Source organism: Parapedobacter flavus, assembly GCF_035818675.1.
GTDB lineage: Bacteria > Bacteroidota > Bacteroidia > Sphingobacteriales > Sphingobacteriaceae > Parapedobacter > Parapedobacter flavus.
Map to the genome: position 1 here is coordinate 148,343 of NZ_JAYKZZ010000004.1, position 15,074 is coordinate 163,416.

A 15,074-nucleotide genomic window follows, 5' to 3' on the forward strand; every position below is an offset into this window, starting at 1 on the left:
TGGAAGATGATGAACCGAATTGGATTTTCTTTCCTGGCGTTTGGTCTTACATTGACGGGAGTGGGGGCTTGTGCTGATGGGACGGATGAAAAGGGACAAGGAACGCCCGTTAACTTCAACAAGCACACACTCACCACTGCGTTCATTTCTGAAGGGGTGGCAGTGGCCGATGTCAATAAGGATGGCCACACCGATGTCATTGCTGGTGCGCAGTGGTTTGAAGGCCCCGACTGGAAAAATACGCACGACATTTACGTGGAAGAAAAGGTTTTTGACGGGACGACGGGGTACAGCAACTCGATGCTGAATTTCACCATCGATGTGGACCAGGATGGCTGGACGGATTACATCCGGGTAGATTTCCCGGGCACGGAAGTGTGGTGGTATCGGAACCCCGGTACACAGGGCGGCTATTGGGAGCAACACGTGATTACTGCGACCGCTAGTAACGAATCCCCGGCATTTGTCGATATCGATGGCGATGGCCGCGAGGATATCCTATGTGGTGATCCCACGACAGGAGAAATGGTATGGTTCCGTTGCCCCAGCGAGAAAGGCGATACCACATGGACACGCCATGCCATTAGTGGAAAAGAGATGCCGGGTACGGCCCAATTTTCGCATGGGCTGGGTTTCGGCGATATCAATGGTGATGGCAGGGGCGATGTGGTCATCAAACAGGGCTGGTGGGAAGCGCCGGCAGATCCTACGCAGCCTGACTGGGTATTCCATCCGGCTGCACTTGGGTTGGATTGTGCACAGATGTATGTGATGGATGTGAACGGCGACGGCTATGCCGATGTGGTTAGTTCGTCTGCCCATCGGTATGGCATGTGGTGGTACGAACAGGGGCGCGACCCGGCAGGAAAGACGACCTGGAAACTTCGTGAAATCAATAGCGACTATTCGCAAACCCACGCCTTGTCATTGGTAGACCTCGATGGGGATGGCGATTTGGACTTGGTGAGCGGCATGCGTTATTTCGCCCATCAAGGCCATGACCCCGGCGAATCCTTTCCGCCAACCATTTTCTGGCTGGAGTTTGTGCCCGGTGACCAGCCGGCATGGGTGATGCATATCATCGATGAAGATTCGGGTGTGGGGTTGAACAACGTTGTTGAAGATGTCAACGGCGATGGCCTGCTGGATATCGTGATTGCCAATAAAAAAGGGGTGTTTTACTTCGAACGGGTGGCACGGTAAACCGCCCGTTGCCTCAGCTTCAATGTGTTTTTACGGTAATCGATAACGCCTCCATAACGGGTAAGGATATCGCCGCCGATAACACCTATCACGGGGTCGACGGCTAATTGCTCGTACGCAAAGTTGATCGTGGAGAGGTCTAGCACGGCCACTTCATGATGCTTCAGGTGGAAGTCGCCGATCTGGAGGTCGGGAACGTTGAGAATAAAACTCTGCATGGATGTCGTTCCCAATCCGGTAGAAACCATATCCGTGTGTTTCAACACCATGTCTTTATGAAGATGGCCTTCTACAGTCGTTTTGTCAAACACGGTTTTCGACGCTCCGGTATCTAAGACTGCTTTGAAAGGGTGTCCAAAAACAATGACTTCCAATAAAAGATGGAAGCCATCGTCCTGTAGATTCAGTAAAGTTAATGGGATGGTTACCATCGGCTAAAGCGCCCCGATTTCTTTTAATACATTATTCATGTTGCGTACCGCTTCGGCACTTTTGGCAAAGGCCGCCTTTTCTGTATCGTCCAATGGAAGGTCGAGGATGCGTTCCCAGCCACCTTTTCCAAGTATCACCGGCACACCCATGTTGATGTCGCTCTGTCCGTACTCGCCTTCGAGGTGAACGGAAGCGGTAAAAAGTTTCTTCTGATCGCGGACAATACTCTCCACAACTGCTGCGGTTGCTGCCCCGGGTGCATACCAAGCCGACGTACCGATGAGCTTGGTCAACGTAGCGCCGCCCACCATCGTGCTGGAGACGATCTGATCCTGCTCCTCTTTCGATAAAAATTGGGTTACCGGCAAGCTGTTCCATGTCGCGTGGTTAATCAATGGGATCATCGTGGTGTCGCCGTGACCACCGATAACAATCGCGTTGAGGTCGGCCGGCGAAGCACCTAAGCGCAGGCTCAATTGATAACGGAACCGTGCGGAATCCAGCGTGCCGCCCATGCCGATGATACGGTGTTTGGGGAGGCCGGTGGCTTTGAGTGCCAAGTAGGTCATCGTATCCATGGGATTGGAAACCACCACCAAGATGATATCAGGGGAGTATTTCAGTAGGTTTTCCGCCACTTCGCGTACAATGTTGGCATTGGTGCCGATCAGCTCTTCGCGGGTCATGCCCGGCTTGCGCGGGAGACCGGAAGTGATGACGGCTACGGCAGATCCGGCAGTTTTGCTGTAGTCATTGGTCACACCGGTAATCGTCGTGTCAAACCCCAACAGCGCGGCTGTCTGAGCCATATCCTGGGTTTTCCCTTCCGATAGTCCTTCTTTGATATCTAATAATACCACTTCTTCTGCAAGTTCCCTGCGGACAATATTGTCTGCGGTGGTGGCGCCCACTGCTCCGGCACCGACAACAGTTATCTTCATAAAATTTTATATTAACGGGTTTCTATTCGTTTTCATCGAACGGTAGCGAATATAGGGAATATTTTATAAATCGGTTAATAGGTTGAGGTACTTGAGGAGGTAATCTGCTTTCTCGCGCGATTTGTATTGCTGGATGAATCGGGGGTGCTCCAGCACGACCAACTCACCGAAGAGATGCTCTTCCGCGTTGATTTTCGCCAGGAAAGTTGCATTCTTCTTCCCCAAGACATATACCTTTGATGTATCGATGGGTAGTGCCAGGTGGTTTTTCAGTGTGGTTACCATGAATGGTTTCAGTGCTTCGAACAGCGATCTGTCATCGTAGTAATTCGCGTTGATCCACCGGTTGTGCTCATTGTGTCGGGTAATGGCCAAGGGGAAGGGCGAATTGATGTAGAAGTCATTGTAAAAAGCACGTGCCCCGCCGTATTGCTCAATGACGTCATACACATACACGGACGAGGGCTCATGGGAATAGGCGGTTTTCATTTCGATGCCGCAAACAGCCTTGAGCCGCTTGGTATCGGTGAAAGGAACGCCGGTTATCCCCGCACCGTGGCGACTTGGATTGATGCCAATGATGAATTTCCGCTGTTTATTGTCGTTGTAGAATTTTTGGTAAAAACGTTCCATCGTGGGAATCGTCTCGGGATTTTCAATAAATGGGTTTATCACCGCGAAACCATTGGGCAGTTGCCCCGTATATTCGAGCTGTTTGTTGAATGCGATGACTTGGTCGCCAAACGAAGGGTTGTTGTTCATATTAAAACGGATAACCGATAGCGAGGTTAAACACCAGGTTCCGCCGTCGCCAATCGGGGCTACGGAAATTAATTTCATCCATCACCCACCGTTCTCCTTTGGGGCGGTAGGGGATACGCAAGGGAATGGCGAGATCGGTACGGAGAATGAGGAACGTGAAGTCGAACCGTAAGCCCAGCCCGGCACCCACCGCCATTTCATTGACGAAATTCTTACCGAATGCTGCGCCCGGCTTTTCGGGGTCGGTATGTTGGAGCCAGATGTTCCCCGCATCAATAAATGCTGCCCAATGTACGATACTGGCCAGCTTGGCCCGGTACTCGGTGTTGAGCTCTATTTTTATATCGCCTGTCTGGTCGGCAAAAAAATTGTTTTCTCCATAAAACTCGGGCGTATACGAACCCGGCCCTACGGTCCGTGCCCGGAATGCCCGTAGCCCGTTGGGGCCGCCGGAAAAGAACTGCTTTACATACGGTAGCATGCGGGTGTTGCCGTAAGAGTACCCGAAGCCCGCCATGGCACGCGATGCGAGCTTGGCGTCGGGGCCCAGTCGCAAATAATGCCTTACATCGGCTTCGATTCTGATGTACTGCGAGAAGTTGGCGTTAAAGATCTGATATTGGCGGCCTTTATCTACGTTGGCACCCCTGATGATGCCGTACAGGTTGGCCGATAGATCCAACCCACCCCTGAAGTATACCCCATGTTTGGGGTCGGTTTTCATGGAGTTGGTATATGTAAAATAATAAATCGGGCCGAATGTAAATTGCGGTTCGATAGCGTGGCGAAGCGGGGGGATGGTATCCAACATGGCTTGGTACGATTCGGTGACATTGCGCGGCTGCACGTAACCCACTTCAAGCACCTTGAAGTCGTGCTCTTTCTCAATGTTCTCCTTCCACAAGTACCCAAAGGAAAACCGCATGGAGTTTAAGCTGTACGCAGTCCGCCTGTTCAGGTATTCATAGCCTGTGCGGAAAACGGTATGCGGCACGAACCGTCGCGTAGGCTGCCAGTTGAATGGCGCAATCATCCGCGGGAAGGAGAGGCTGGCCTCTATTCCGTATCGGTAGAAGCTCGAATTGAGGTTGACGTTGCCACCGGTCTGCGTTTCGAAGCCGCCATATACCGTGAACGTAAGTAGCTCAGCACTTCTGAATGCGTTGCGGTGCTGCCAGTTGACGTTGACTTCCGAACCGTCATATACGGCCGCAGTTTTACCAAGCAGCTCCAACCGCAGTCCCTTTTTGGGCATCGGGGTCAGGTAGTAATACACATCCAGCTTGTCGGGCTCGCCCTCCACATCAACAAATTCGTTGCGTACAAAACGGAACGCCCCCATACCCACAAGCTGGCTGATGGTGCTGTTGTGGTCGCGGCGGGTATACTGGTCGCCGGGCTTGAAAAACATGGCGCGGGCTATCGAGAATTTCCGAAACGTCGCTTCCGGATCGATAAAATAATAGCTGTTTTTATACAGCTCCGCATTTCGTTTGTTTGCGCGTCGGTAACCACGTTCGTTGAGGGTGTAGTTGGGGTAAATGTAAATATCGTTGATGTAGTAATCGCGTTTCGCTTTTTCGGGGGTTTCGTCTTTAAGCATCACGTACAGATCAACGTGGTGGTCGCCCCCCATGCTATCCACTTCGATAATTAAATGATCTGGATTGAAGTAATAATATCCCTTGTTTTTCAGTTCGTTGTCGATACGCTCCCGTTCGGAAATGATGTTGTCCAGGTTGTAAGGCCTGCCCGCTTGCAGGAGGGATTCGGATTTCGTAGCCATAATCGCCTTCCCTACCTCGCTGCTATCTACATCAAAGGTTACCGAATCGATCCGATAGATGATGTGCGGGCTGGCGGTATAGGTAACCGTGGCTTTTCGGTTTTTGATGGTCGTATCCGAAGCTACTTCTGCTTGGAAAAAGCCCAGGTTCTCCAGCCGGTTCCGCAGCAGGTTTTCGTTATACTCGCGATTCACGTCGCTGAGGAGCACCGGCGGTTGCCCCACTTTGTTTTTCAGCCAGTTGCGAAACCCACGGTCCGTTTTCGGTTCGCCAGCGATGTTGTATAGGTACAACTGGGGGCGCATACCCAGAATCGTAGTGTTGGGTTTTGGCCGTAATAACTCCTCCAGGTTATCGCTCAACGGCTCGATGTACCGCTCGGGTATCGTGTCGGTTTCGATTTCCACCTCGCCCTTTACATAGAGGTGTTCATCTTCGGGGAGGTATTTGAGGTTGCTGCAGCTCGTCATGCATCCGATCAGGGCCGATATACAGATCATCCATGTGCGTCTATTGTCCATCCGGCCCCCTTTCATTTGCTGCATAGTTTTCTTCCTGTTCATTGATCCGTATCGCGGTTTGCTTCGGCGTGGTGCTGTCCGGCTCGGTGGGTGGCGTGTCTTCCCGTTCCCGCCGCCGTTCCCGCATCCGTTCTAAAAACTCCGGGTCCTCGCGCTGCAGGCTATCAACGATTGCTTTCCGTACGCTATCGCGGTAGACCGTGTCCGTTTCCATCCGTTCCACATCCCACCGCCGGCGGAACCGCCTGCTATCCGTATTGAATTCGTTTGCCCGTTGGTTTTGGCGGTTGAAGATTTCCTTGAACTCGTTGTAGTTGAGGTTGACGATGAAGCCGAGTCCCGTTTCGACAAACTGGCCCTGTAGTGTTATCTGGTACTGGTTTTTGCGGTATGCCCTAACCAAGTAGCGGCCATCTTCGGTGAGTTGGTAGTCTACCGCGATGTCGCCGGCAATGTTGGTGGTCTGTTCGCCCGGCCGGGCGTTGCCTTCCAGCTCGAAGTTAGAGCCCACAGTCACCTTTAACCGGTCGTTGAATAGCATTTTCGAAACACCCACATTCAGGTCCGTACGGTTTTGTCCCGTTCCCATGCTATAATCCTCCTGCGATTGCAGGTCGAAGTCAAATTCGAGCCCCTGGATGAGGTTGCCAGCCAAGCGGTTGAGCTGCCCGCTGAGGAACGAACTGACGGTATTTCGGGCGATGGCTTCCGCGCCGCCACCGCCGGAAAGGCTTTCAAACGGATTGGCTGCCATAAAGCGGCCCAATACGATCAGCGAGAACACCTGCTTGTTCATCTCCGATTCGTTTTCCCGTAGCTGGGCCAGGCCGGTGTTGACCTTACCGGCAACGTCTTGCGAAACCATGGCGTTGTCTTCGTCGAGGTCGATGTCGAAACTCAGCTGCGGCTGGAAGAGCTGCTCGGTGATGTGCAGGTTTACATTAAAGGGGACCCGTTGTTTATAGAGGTTTGGCTGTTCGGACCCGATTTGGGTTTGTACCAACTCCAACGTGGGTGCCTTGATATTATATACGGCAGTAATATCCATGCGAGCATCCAGGGGATCGCCCGCCCAGGTAATCGTACTGCCTTGCTTGAACTCGAATAGCCGTTTCACCGGGCCGAACGAGAACGAGTAATTGCCTGTTTCTACGGTATAGTTGCCATTCAGCGTGATCTCGCCACTGGGGTCGATTCCCGCGTTTAGCTCGGCCTCGCCTTGTATGGCCAGTGCATCCTGGCTCCCCGGGTCGATAACGACGGTGAATTTGGCGTCTTTGTCGGTAACGATATTCACCGACAAGTTCAGTCCGCTCAATTCGGTTTGGGTAAGGGAGTCGACGCGGGCAAATACGTTGGCGCTTGACGTGTCGCTGCGGTCGACAAACCGAACGATCCCTTGGCGATCGACCATGCCGGGGTCGTCGTTTGGCATGACGAAGGTAACATCTGTATTGTCGTTTACCTGCAATGTGCCGTTGACGGTTGGGTTGTCCATATCGCCCTGGATGCGGATGTTGCTTGATACGTAAAGTTGCCCGAAGTACATGTCATTATCCTGTTGGGATGAATTCAGTACCTGGAAATCATCGGCGGTGAGGGTTAAGCCGAATGCATAGTCTGTGTAGGTTTGCGTGTTTACGGTACCATTCAATATGGCGGTGTTCCCCTTGCTGTCTTTCAGTTGGAAGCGGTTGAAGCGCAAACCATTGTCGTTGAAGGCAATTCGCTGGCCATCGATATTGAAGGTCGCGTTGAGCATGGCCACATTCAAGCTCGCTTCATCGAAGTCGAGTGCGCCATTGATGCGCGGCTGGTCGGGCGTGCCCGTGATGCGAAGGTCGCCGTTGATGTTGCCGGAGGTATTGCGAAGGTATCCCAAACTGAACGCTTCGAGGGTATTCATGGTGAGTGGTGTAACGTTGAGTTGGAAATCCAATTGAGCGGTCTGTCCCGGTGGACTGATGAAGTCGCCTGTGAGTTTGACGTCGTTGCCGTTGCCGGTAATGCTGACATCGGCAGCAAATATGTTCTCACGTTCATTGTTGACTTTGATGTTGATGTCGCCCACGGTGTCATTGCCGAAGTAAAAACGGTCGACGGTGATATCTGAAACGAATACTGGCGATGATTCGAGTCGGGAAACCGTAGCTGTGCCGTTAATGCCACCACCCATATCAAACAATTCACTTTCCAGTATCTCGCTGAAGGTTTCTATCCGGAAATTTTTAAAAACCAGATCGATGGGGGCATTTAGGGCCGAGTCTTGTGAGGTAATGGCCATCTCCTGCCCGTCATTGCTCAGCACAAACTGGTGGGTGCGCAACCCGTCTTTGCCAAAGGAAATGGAATTCTCGGGGTGAACTTCCCACTGGTCGTAATTGAGCATCAGGCCATCGTCTAACAGGCTGAACAGGAAGTTGCCAGCATCCACCTGAAGACCCATGCCGAGGTGATAACGTTCTTTATCATCCTGGTCTTTAACCCATAGTCCGAAGTCCAATTTGTTCTGTTGTACCGTGCCACTGAGCAGCGTGTTGACCAGTTCGATATTACCCATGCCGATACGGTTGATGAGCACCGAATAGTACATTGTGCTATCGAATGTATTGAGGTCAAAGCCGACGTTTTCGACGATGGTGCCGGCGTAGACCACGTGCGGGGCAACGGCTTTGGCAAGTAATAGCTTATCTTCGCTGTTGAACGACCCATCGAGTGTAATATCTTCCATTTCGGTAAGATCGGGAACCAGACCTTGGATGAAGCGAGACCTGGTGAATTGTGCACTGAAGTCGAACTGCTGCGGTGAATAGTCGAACACCGGTGCTATGGAATCCGGTTGGTAATACATGGCCATGATGTCTTGCATGGAGGCGCTGAGTTCACTGAGCTTGTAATTGCCGATCATGTGGGCATTCAGAAATTCCGATTGCAGTTGCATCATGGTGGAGCTATCTTGCGCCACGGCACGCAGCCTCACCGTATCCAACATGTAGCGCTCTTCGTTGTAGGCGATGGAAGAGTTGACAATATCTACGGTGCCGTTCAGGTGGTCTATATCGGCTGTTTCCAGATCAGCCACCAACCGGCCGTGGTAACGGAATTCGTCGGCCAGTAGCCCAAGGTTTTTCAGGTTTACGCTATCTACCATCAGGTCTACATTGACCTTGGGGTATTGGCCCCGCATATCGGCACGGGCATCGAGGTCGAAGTCGATGTTGGGGTCATCGCTTGCTGCTACTGCCGTAATATCACCGTTGTTTGCGGCGATATCGATTCCGATGGCGGCATATTCATAGCCCATAGCTTCAAGGCTGATTAACTCGCCCTGGATGTCGGCCACAGCGGTGGCGGGGTCGAGGCCGGTCCCTTTGGCATGTGCGGCGAACGACACCTTACCTAACACGGAGTCCATCTTCAGTAACTGTCCGATATCGATATCACTGATGCTTACCTGGGCGTCGTATACGGTATCGCGGCCGTTCACTTGGTAGTCGGCCGCTAATGCGGCGCTTCCCATGCTGGTCTGTAATTGCATATCCGTCAGAAACCCGTTAAGCCCGCCATTGAATGTACCTGCCAGTCTGATGTCTGCTGGGAAGTTGATGCTGTCGGGCAGCAGGCTCGCGGCAACCAACCGGTCGAGATCCGCCTTTCCGGTAACCAGCTCTTGCAGGTTGAGGTCGACATCCAGCTTGTCCATGTCTGGCAGTCCGCGGATATGCGCATCGGCTACCACACGGGTTTTGTCAAGCGCCTGTAGCTCGAGGCGGGGGATTCGCAGATCACTTAATCGGCCATTGATTTCGCTGTTGATGAAAAACGTATGGCCCCAAAGGGGCTGCATGACCTCCATGGTGTCCAAGTCGGGCACAAAATACCGTACATCTTCCATACCGAGATGGCTTTCTTTGATGTCGGCCGCCAACTGGATGGTGCCCAATTGCTCCATCGCGGTTTCCAAATCGGGGTAAGATACCTTGATGTAGTCGCGGATGAGTGTATGCGGTGTCTCCGCATATAGGTCGCTCAATTCGGCCCCTTGGCCCGTATAGCTGAATTCCGCCTGTAAGCGGTTCAAAGCAAAACCACTATGGTCATTCGCCTCCAGGTCGTCCAAACGGCCGCTGATGGTATCCGGCGAATAATAGAGGTCGGTCAACTCACCTGCCAGGCCCGTGATGCCGATGTTACCGTAATCGAACCCTTTTTCGATGCGCGGCTGATTCGCATCGCGGAAAGCGAAGTCCGTATGGGCAATGCGTACGGTTGCTGCCCGCACCCGCCAGTTGACCGGTTCGGCTGCCACGGTATCTGCCGTGGTGCTTGCAGGTGCTTCCGTTTGTCCGAAAAAGACGTGGGATTCCGACCCATCGAGGTCGATCTCGCGGATGTCTACCCACTCGTTGTTGAGATCCAGTGTGTTCAACCGGGCAAGTAACTTGTTTATCTTGAACCGGGTGTCCATGGCGCCAGCCTCATCGGCATAGGCGAAGTCGATTGCTGTGAGGTTGATGGTTCCAAATTCCAGGTCGGGCAGCAGTGACGTTTCGGCCGTATCCACCACGCCGAAGTCCCCGGCATCGGGTGTTTCGCCAGCCTCGGCAACCGCCCATTGGCGTACGGAACCCTGTAGGCCGTCGATGGTAATCTGGGGAATGCCAAAACGCATGTTGCCTTCGAGATCAAACGTCCCGATCCGTGTATTGAGCTCCCCCAAGTTGATTGCTGCGGCCATACCGATGACATCGTCGCGGTAGCGGAAACGGATGCGCTCGAGGTTTACCTTGTCGATGTTGAACGTCATCGGCGCACTGCTGTCGGGCGGTGTTGTTTCCTCCTGTTCGCCCACGAATGCGCGGATGATGTAATCGAAGTTGAACGCGCTGTCGGGCAGTGTCCGGTTTATGTTGGCCGTAATGCCCTGGAGGTCAATCCGGCTTATTTCGACGGTATTGTTTAGCAATTTCAGCATGCTGATGTCTACCCGGAGTTTTTCGCCCGCAAGGAGGGTGTCGCGCGATTGGTCTTCGAAATAAATCCCCTCAAGTACCAGCATCTTCGGCAAGTCAAGACTTACCCGGCCAATGCGAACGGGGGTATTGATTTTGTTTTCAATGTATGATGTGACTTTCTGAACCACATATTGCTGCACAGCGGGGATACGTATCAATACGAACACGAGCAAAACCAATCCGACGATGCTCCCGATAATCCACAAGAGTGTCTTTACTGCTATTCTGCCAAACCTATTCAAAGTGTATATGTAAATTTTAGCTGTCCCTTGTACGGTAAACATCCATACCTGCCAAAGGTTTAGCGAAGATGCTCAAAACTTTTGAAATGAGAAGAAGCAAAAACCAAACCGTTTGCATATCAAAGCAACTTTATCTAGTTTTGGGCATGATTGAAGCGATGCGTTTGCTGGTAAAGCCGTTGGTTGTTATTCTCTTTTTCCTGTGCTCCGTCAACATCGCGCTAGCGCAAGACTTAAGCGCGCGTGTACAAATCTTATCGCCCCAAGTGCAGAATACTAACAAGCGGGCGTTGGAAGTGCTGGAGAAGGCAATTTCCGATTTTCTAAACAACCGTACATGGAGTGCCAACCGGGTGCAGGCGCAAGAGCGTATCGACTGCAGCTTTGTCATTACCATCACCTCGTGGGATGGATCTTCGAATTTCACGGCGCAGGCCCAAATCATTTCAACCCGTCCGGTTTTTAATACATCGTACAATAGTCCGGTGCTCAGTATTTCCGACGATAACTTCAACTTTAGCTATACCGAGGGGCAATTGATGGACTATTCCGATCAGCAGTATATGAACAACCTGACATCATTGCTGGCCTACTATGCCTATATCATCGTGGGGCTGGATGCCGATACATTTGAGCAGCAAGGTGGCACACCCTTTTATACCGCTGCCCAAAACATTGTGAATAACGCACAGAATACGGGTTTCACGGGTTGGCGCTCCATGGACGGGATGAATAATCGTTTTTGGTTGGTCAATAATTTGCTTGACCGCAGGTATCAGCCGCTACGTGATTTCTTATACAGTTTTCACCTCAATGGGCTTGATACGATGTCGGACAATGTACAGCAAGCTCGCAAAACCATTCTGGACCTACTGCCGCTATTAAAAGATGTCGATCGGCTAGCCCAGGGGGCGGTGTTCAATCAGGTGTTTTTTACGGCAAAGTCAGATGAACTGGTTGGTGTACTCAGTGGGATGGGGCCGCAGGAACGCGTGCAGGCATACAACATCTTGGCCGAAGTGGACCCGGCCAATGTCAATAAATATGAAACGTTACGTAACAGTCGTTAATGAGCTTATATGCTGAGTCGCCTATCCATCCGAAACTACGCGCTAATTGATTCGCTCGATATCCATTTCGATAAGGGCTTGAACATCCTGACCGGTGAAACCGGGGCCGGCAAATCCATCATCATGGGAGGGCTGTCGTTAATCCTGGGGCAACGTGTGGAAAGCCGTTATTTTTTTAGCCAGCAGAAAAAATGCATCATCGAAGGGTATTTCGATATCTCCGGTTATCAATTGACTGATTTTTTTACCGAGCAGGATTTGGATTATGAGCAGGAAACGATTATACGCAGGGAAGTTAGCGTAGACGGCAAATCGCGGGCGTTTGTGAATGATACGCCGGTGACCTTACAGGTATTGAAGGCACTGACCGAGAAGCTCATCGATATCCACTCCCAGCACGCCACATTGCAGCTCAACGCGGAATCATTTCAGTTGATCATTTTGGATAGTGTAGCCCAAAACCAGCCATTACGCGAGCAGTATGCCACGGTATACCGGGCACACCGGTCGGCAGCAGCCCGACTCACCGGCTTGAAAGACGAAGCGGCTAGGGCAAATGCAGAGGCCGACTACCATCAGTTTCTGTATGACGAGCTGGATGAAGCCAAACTGGTGGCCGGTGAGGCCGTTCAGTTGGAAACGGAACAACAGCAGCTGGAGCACGCCGAAGAAATTAAACGGGGCCTCCTCGGTGTGGCCGATGCTTTGCAGGAAGGGGAGGTCAATGTCGTAGCGCTTCTTAAAACAGCCCTCCAGCAACTGCAACAAGCCGAGCAGCACATGCCTGTGCTTTCGCCGCAGACCGCGCGACTGCACAGTAGTTTCATTGAGCTCAAAGACCTGGCCGATGAGGTGGGCCATATCGAGCAGGGTGTCTCGTTGGACGAAGAACGGTTGGTGATGGTAAATGAGCGGCTTAGCCAACTTTATGCGCTGCAGCAGAAACATCGGGTGGAAGCCCCGGATGCCCTGATTGCCCTGCACGGGGAGTTGGCGGAGAAATTGGCTGGCGTATCGGCCGGTGAAGCTGCTATTGAGCGATTGGAAGCTGAGGTGAAGCAGTTGCAGGCCGAACTACTGGAACTGGCAAAGGCATTGAGCCAAAGTCGGCGATCCGTTGTTTCGTTGGTGGAAGAAGAAATAGGTCGGGTTTTGAATGAGGTGGGTATGCCACATAGCCGATTGCATATCGAAATCTCCCAGTCGAAGGAAGGAGAAATCAGGGACTCGGGGCAAGACCGGGTGGATTTTCGGTTTACAGCCAATCGCGGCCAGGAGCCGCAACCTATCGGTAAGGTTGCTTCGGGTGGTGAGTTATCGCGGTTGATGCTCGCCATCAAATCGCTGGTTGCCAAAACGTCGTCGTTGCCCACCATCATCTTTGACGAAATCGATACGGGTATATCCGGCGAAGTGGCGCTGAAGGTAGCCGATATTATGGAGCGTTTGGCTACACGTATGCAAGTGATTGCCATTACACACTTGCCGCAGATCGCAGCGAAAGGGAATGCCCATTTCAAAGTCTACAAGGCCGAGTCGGCCGAAAAGACAGCGACACAAATCGTACAGTTACAGCCAGAGGAGCGGATATTGGAGCTGGCGCAGATGCTAAGTGGTGCCAACCCGGGTGAGGCCGCTATGCAACATGCTGCCGAGCTGTTGGGAAGATAAAAAAAAGCATTACTTTTACCCCCTGTATTTTATTGACAAAAAAACAACGAACTATGTCGCATAACCTATTGAAAGGAAAGAAAGGAATTATTTTCGGTGCTTTGGATGATAAGTCGATCGCTTGGAAAACGGCACAACGGTGCGTGCAGGAAGGTGCCGACATTGTGCTTACCAATGCGCCGGTGGCGTTACGTATGGGTACCATCAAGCAATTGGCGGAGGAGTGCAATAATGCACCTGTTATTCCTGCCGACGTAACCAGTACCGAGGATATCGAGAACCTGTTTGACCAAGCCGTAGCCCATTTCGGTGGTAAGGTAGACTTCATCCTACATTCAGTTGGTATGAGTATCAACGTGCGCAAGGGAATCCCTTATGCCGAAAACAATTACGATTTCATGCATAAGGCATTTGATATTTCGGCCATCAGCCTGCACCGTGTGCTGGCTACTGCCATGAAGAAAGATGCCATCAATGATTGGGGCTCTGTGGTTGCGCTGACGTATATCGCCGCGCAGCGCGTATTCCCCGATTATAACGACATGGCTGATGCCAAGGCGCTGTTGGAAAGCATTACCCGTAATTTCGGGTATCAATACGGTGTGAAGAAGCATGTGCGGGTGAATACCATCAGCCAGTCGCCCACGCAGACCACGGCGGGCTCGGGCGTAAAGGGCTTTGGTGATTTCATTTCGTATGCCGATAAGATGTCGCCGTTGGGCAATGCAACAGCCGACCAATGTGCAGACTATACCGTTACCTTATTCTCCGACCTCACCAAGATGGTGACCATGCAGAACCTGTTTCACGATGGCGGATTTTCGTTTACGGGTGTAAGCCAGGCCGTAATCGAAGGAATGGGAGCAGAGTAGATGATACGGATTCACTCATAAAAAAAGCGGCTAAATGCCGCTTTTTTTATGAGTGAATGTTAATATATGACCAAGCCTAAAACTCTCTTATAAAATCGGATTCGGAAAGTATCACCTTCACGACGGCTGGGTCTGGTAGCGGAATTTCTATGCCTGCCTCTGCCAACGGATCTTCAGCGAAGATGGTGATGGCGCCGACGGTATAGTTTACGGAATAAGCAATACCATTGAAGGTAGTGGGGAGGATGTCGTAGGAACTTTCACCGTCGAAGCTAATGGCAACACTCACACCGCCCTCCAGCAGGTAGTAATCGTTCAATTCGGGGAGTGTTTTGGTGTGAAACACCTGATGGCTCACGCCATCTTCCCATGTCCAGCCGTTTTGACCGATTTCATAAATGAAGGTTTGACTGGGAACCGTATCGTAATATTCTTTCGTGCAAGACGACATGCCGCCAATGATGATTAGTCCGACGACTAAGGTTAAATACTTTTTCATATTAGTTCGTTCTTTAGATGAATTACTTTGTTTACTCGTCCTTTTATCTATATGACATC

The 15,074-nt window shown here is 51.6% G+C and carries 10 protein-coding genes; 4 read left to right on the plus strand and 6 right to left on the minus strand.

What is annotated here, in order from left to right:
* Positions 1 to 6: 6 nt before the first annotated feature.
* Positions 7 to 1,203: an FG-GAP repeat domain-containing protein gene (locus tag U9S71_RS04160; protein ID WP_326325479.1), complete on the plus strand. Its 1,197-nt coding sequence runs from the start codon at positions 7 to 9 to the stop codon at positions 1,201 to 1,203.
* On the opposite strand, the gene U9S71_RS04165 is transcribed toward U9S71_RS04160, so the two are convergent.
* The 5 genes from U9S71_RS04165 to U9S71_RS04185 all read right to left on the minus strand — a co-directional run bounded on the left by U9S71_RS04165 (position 1,179) and on the right by U9S71_RS04185 (position 10,903).
* Positions 1,179 to 1,634, minus strand: coding sequence for an aspartyl protease family protein (locus tag U9S71_RS04165; protein WP_326325481.1), 456 nt, complete (start codon positions 1,632 to 1,634; stop codon positions 1,179 to 1,181). The genes U9S71_RS04160 and U9S71_RS04165 overlap by 25 nt on opposite strands.
* Positions 1,635 to 1,637: 3 nt before the next feature.
* On the minus strand, positions 1,638 to 2,576 hold the full coding sequence (locus U9S71_RS04170) for a malate dehydrogenase (RefSeq protein ID WP_326325483.1): 939 nt from the start codon (positions 2,574 to 2,576) through the stop codon (positions 1,638 to 1,640).
* A 63-nt stretch (positions 2,577 to 2,639) separates the two neighbouring features.
* Positions 2,640 to 3,338 carry an SMUG2 DNA glycosylase family protein gene (locus U9S71_RS04175; protein WP_326325485.1) on the minus strand — a complete coding sequence of 233 codons (699 nt, stop codon included), beginning with the start codon at positions 3,336 to 3,338 and terminating at the stop codon, positions 2,640 to 2,642.
* 1 nt (position 3,339) lies between these two features.
* Positions 3,340 to 5,688, minus strand: a complete 2,349-nt coding sequence (gene tamL, locus U9S71_RS04180) for a translocation and assembly module lipoprotein TamL (RefSeq protein ID WP_326325487.1) — start codon at positions 5,686 to 5,688, stop codon at positions 3,340 to 3,342.
* Positions 5,636 to 10,903, minus strand: a complete 5,268-nt coding sequence (locus tag U9S71_RS04185; RefSeq protein WP_326325489.1) for a translocation/assembly module TamB domain-containing protein — start codon at positions 10,901 to 10,903, stop codon at positions 5,636 to 5,638. The genes tamL and U9S71_RS04185 overlap by 53 nt, the downstream gene beginning before the upstream one ends.
* Positions 10,904 to 11,061: 158 nt before the next feature.
* Here U9S71_RS04185 and porD point away from each other — a divergent pair, with 158 nt between their 5' ends.
* Genes porD through U9S71_RS04200 form a run of 3 tightly spaced genes read left to right on the plus strand, consistent with a single transcriptional unit; the run spans position 11,062 to position 14,516 of the window.
* Positions 11,062 to 11,973: a type IX secretion system protein PorD gene (gene porD, locus U9S71_RS04190; protein ID WP_495532337.1), complete on the plus strand. Its 912-nt coding sequence runs from the start codon at positions 11,062 to 11,064 to the stop codon at positions 11,971 to 11,973.
* A gap of 9 nt (positions 11,974 to 11,982) precedes the next feature.
* Positions 11,983 to 13,644: a DNA repair protein RecN gene (gene recN, locus U9S71_RS04195; protein WP_326325493.1), complete on the plus strand. Its 1,662-nt coding sequence runs from the start codon at positions 11,983 to 11,985 to the stop codon at positions 13,642 to 13,644.
* Positions 13,645 to 13,697: 53 nt separating this feature from the next.
* The gene (locus U9S71_RS04200; protein WP_326325495.1) at positions 13,698 to 14,516 is read left to right on the plus strand and encodes an enoyl-ACP reductase FabI; all 819 of its coding nucleotides are present in this window, start codon (positions 13,698 to 13,700) and stop codon (positions 14,514 to 14,516) included.
* A 76-nt stretch (positions 14,517 to 14,592) separates the two neighbouring features.
* On the opposite strand, the gene U9S71_RS04205 is transcribed toward U9S71_RS04200, so the two are convergent.
* A complete protein-coding gene (locus tag U9S71_RS04205) occupies positions 14,593 to 15,015 on the minus strand; it encodes a hypothetical protein (RefSeq protein WP_326325497.1) in 423 nt (140 codons plus the stop codon).
* Between the last annotated feature and the right edge of the window lie 59 nt (positions 15,016 to 15,074).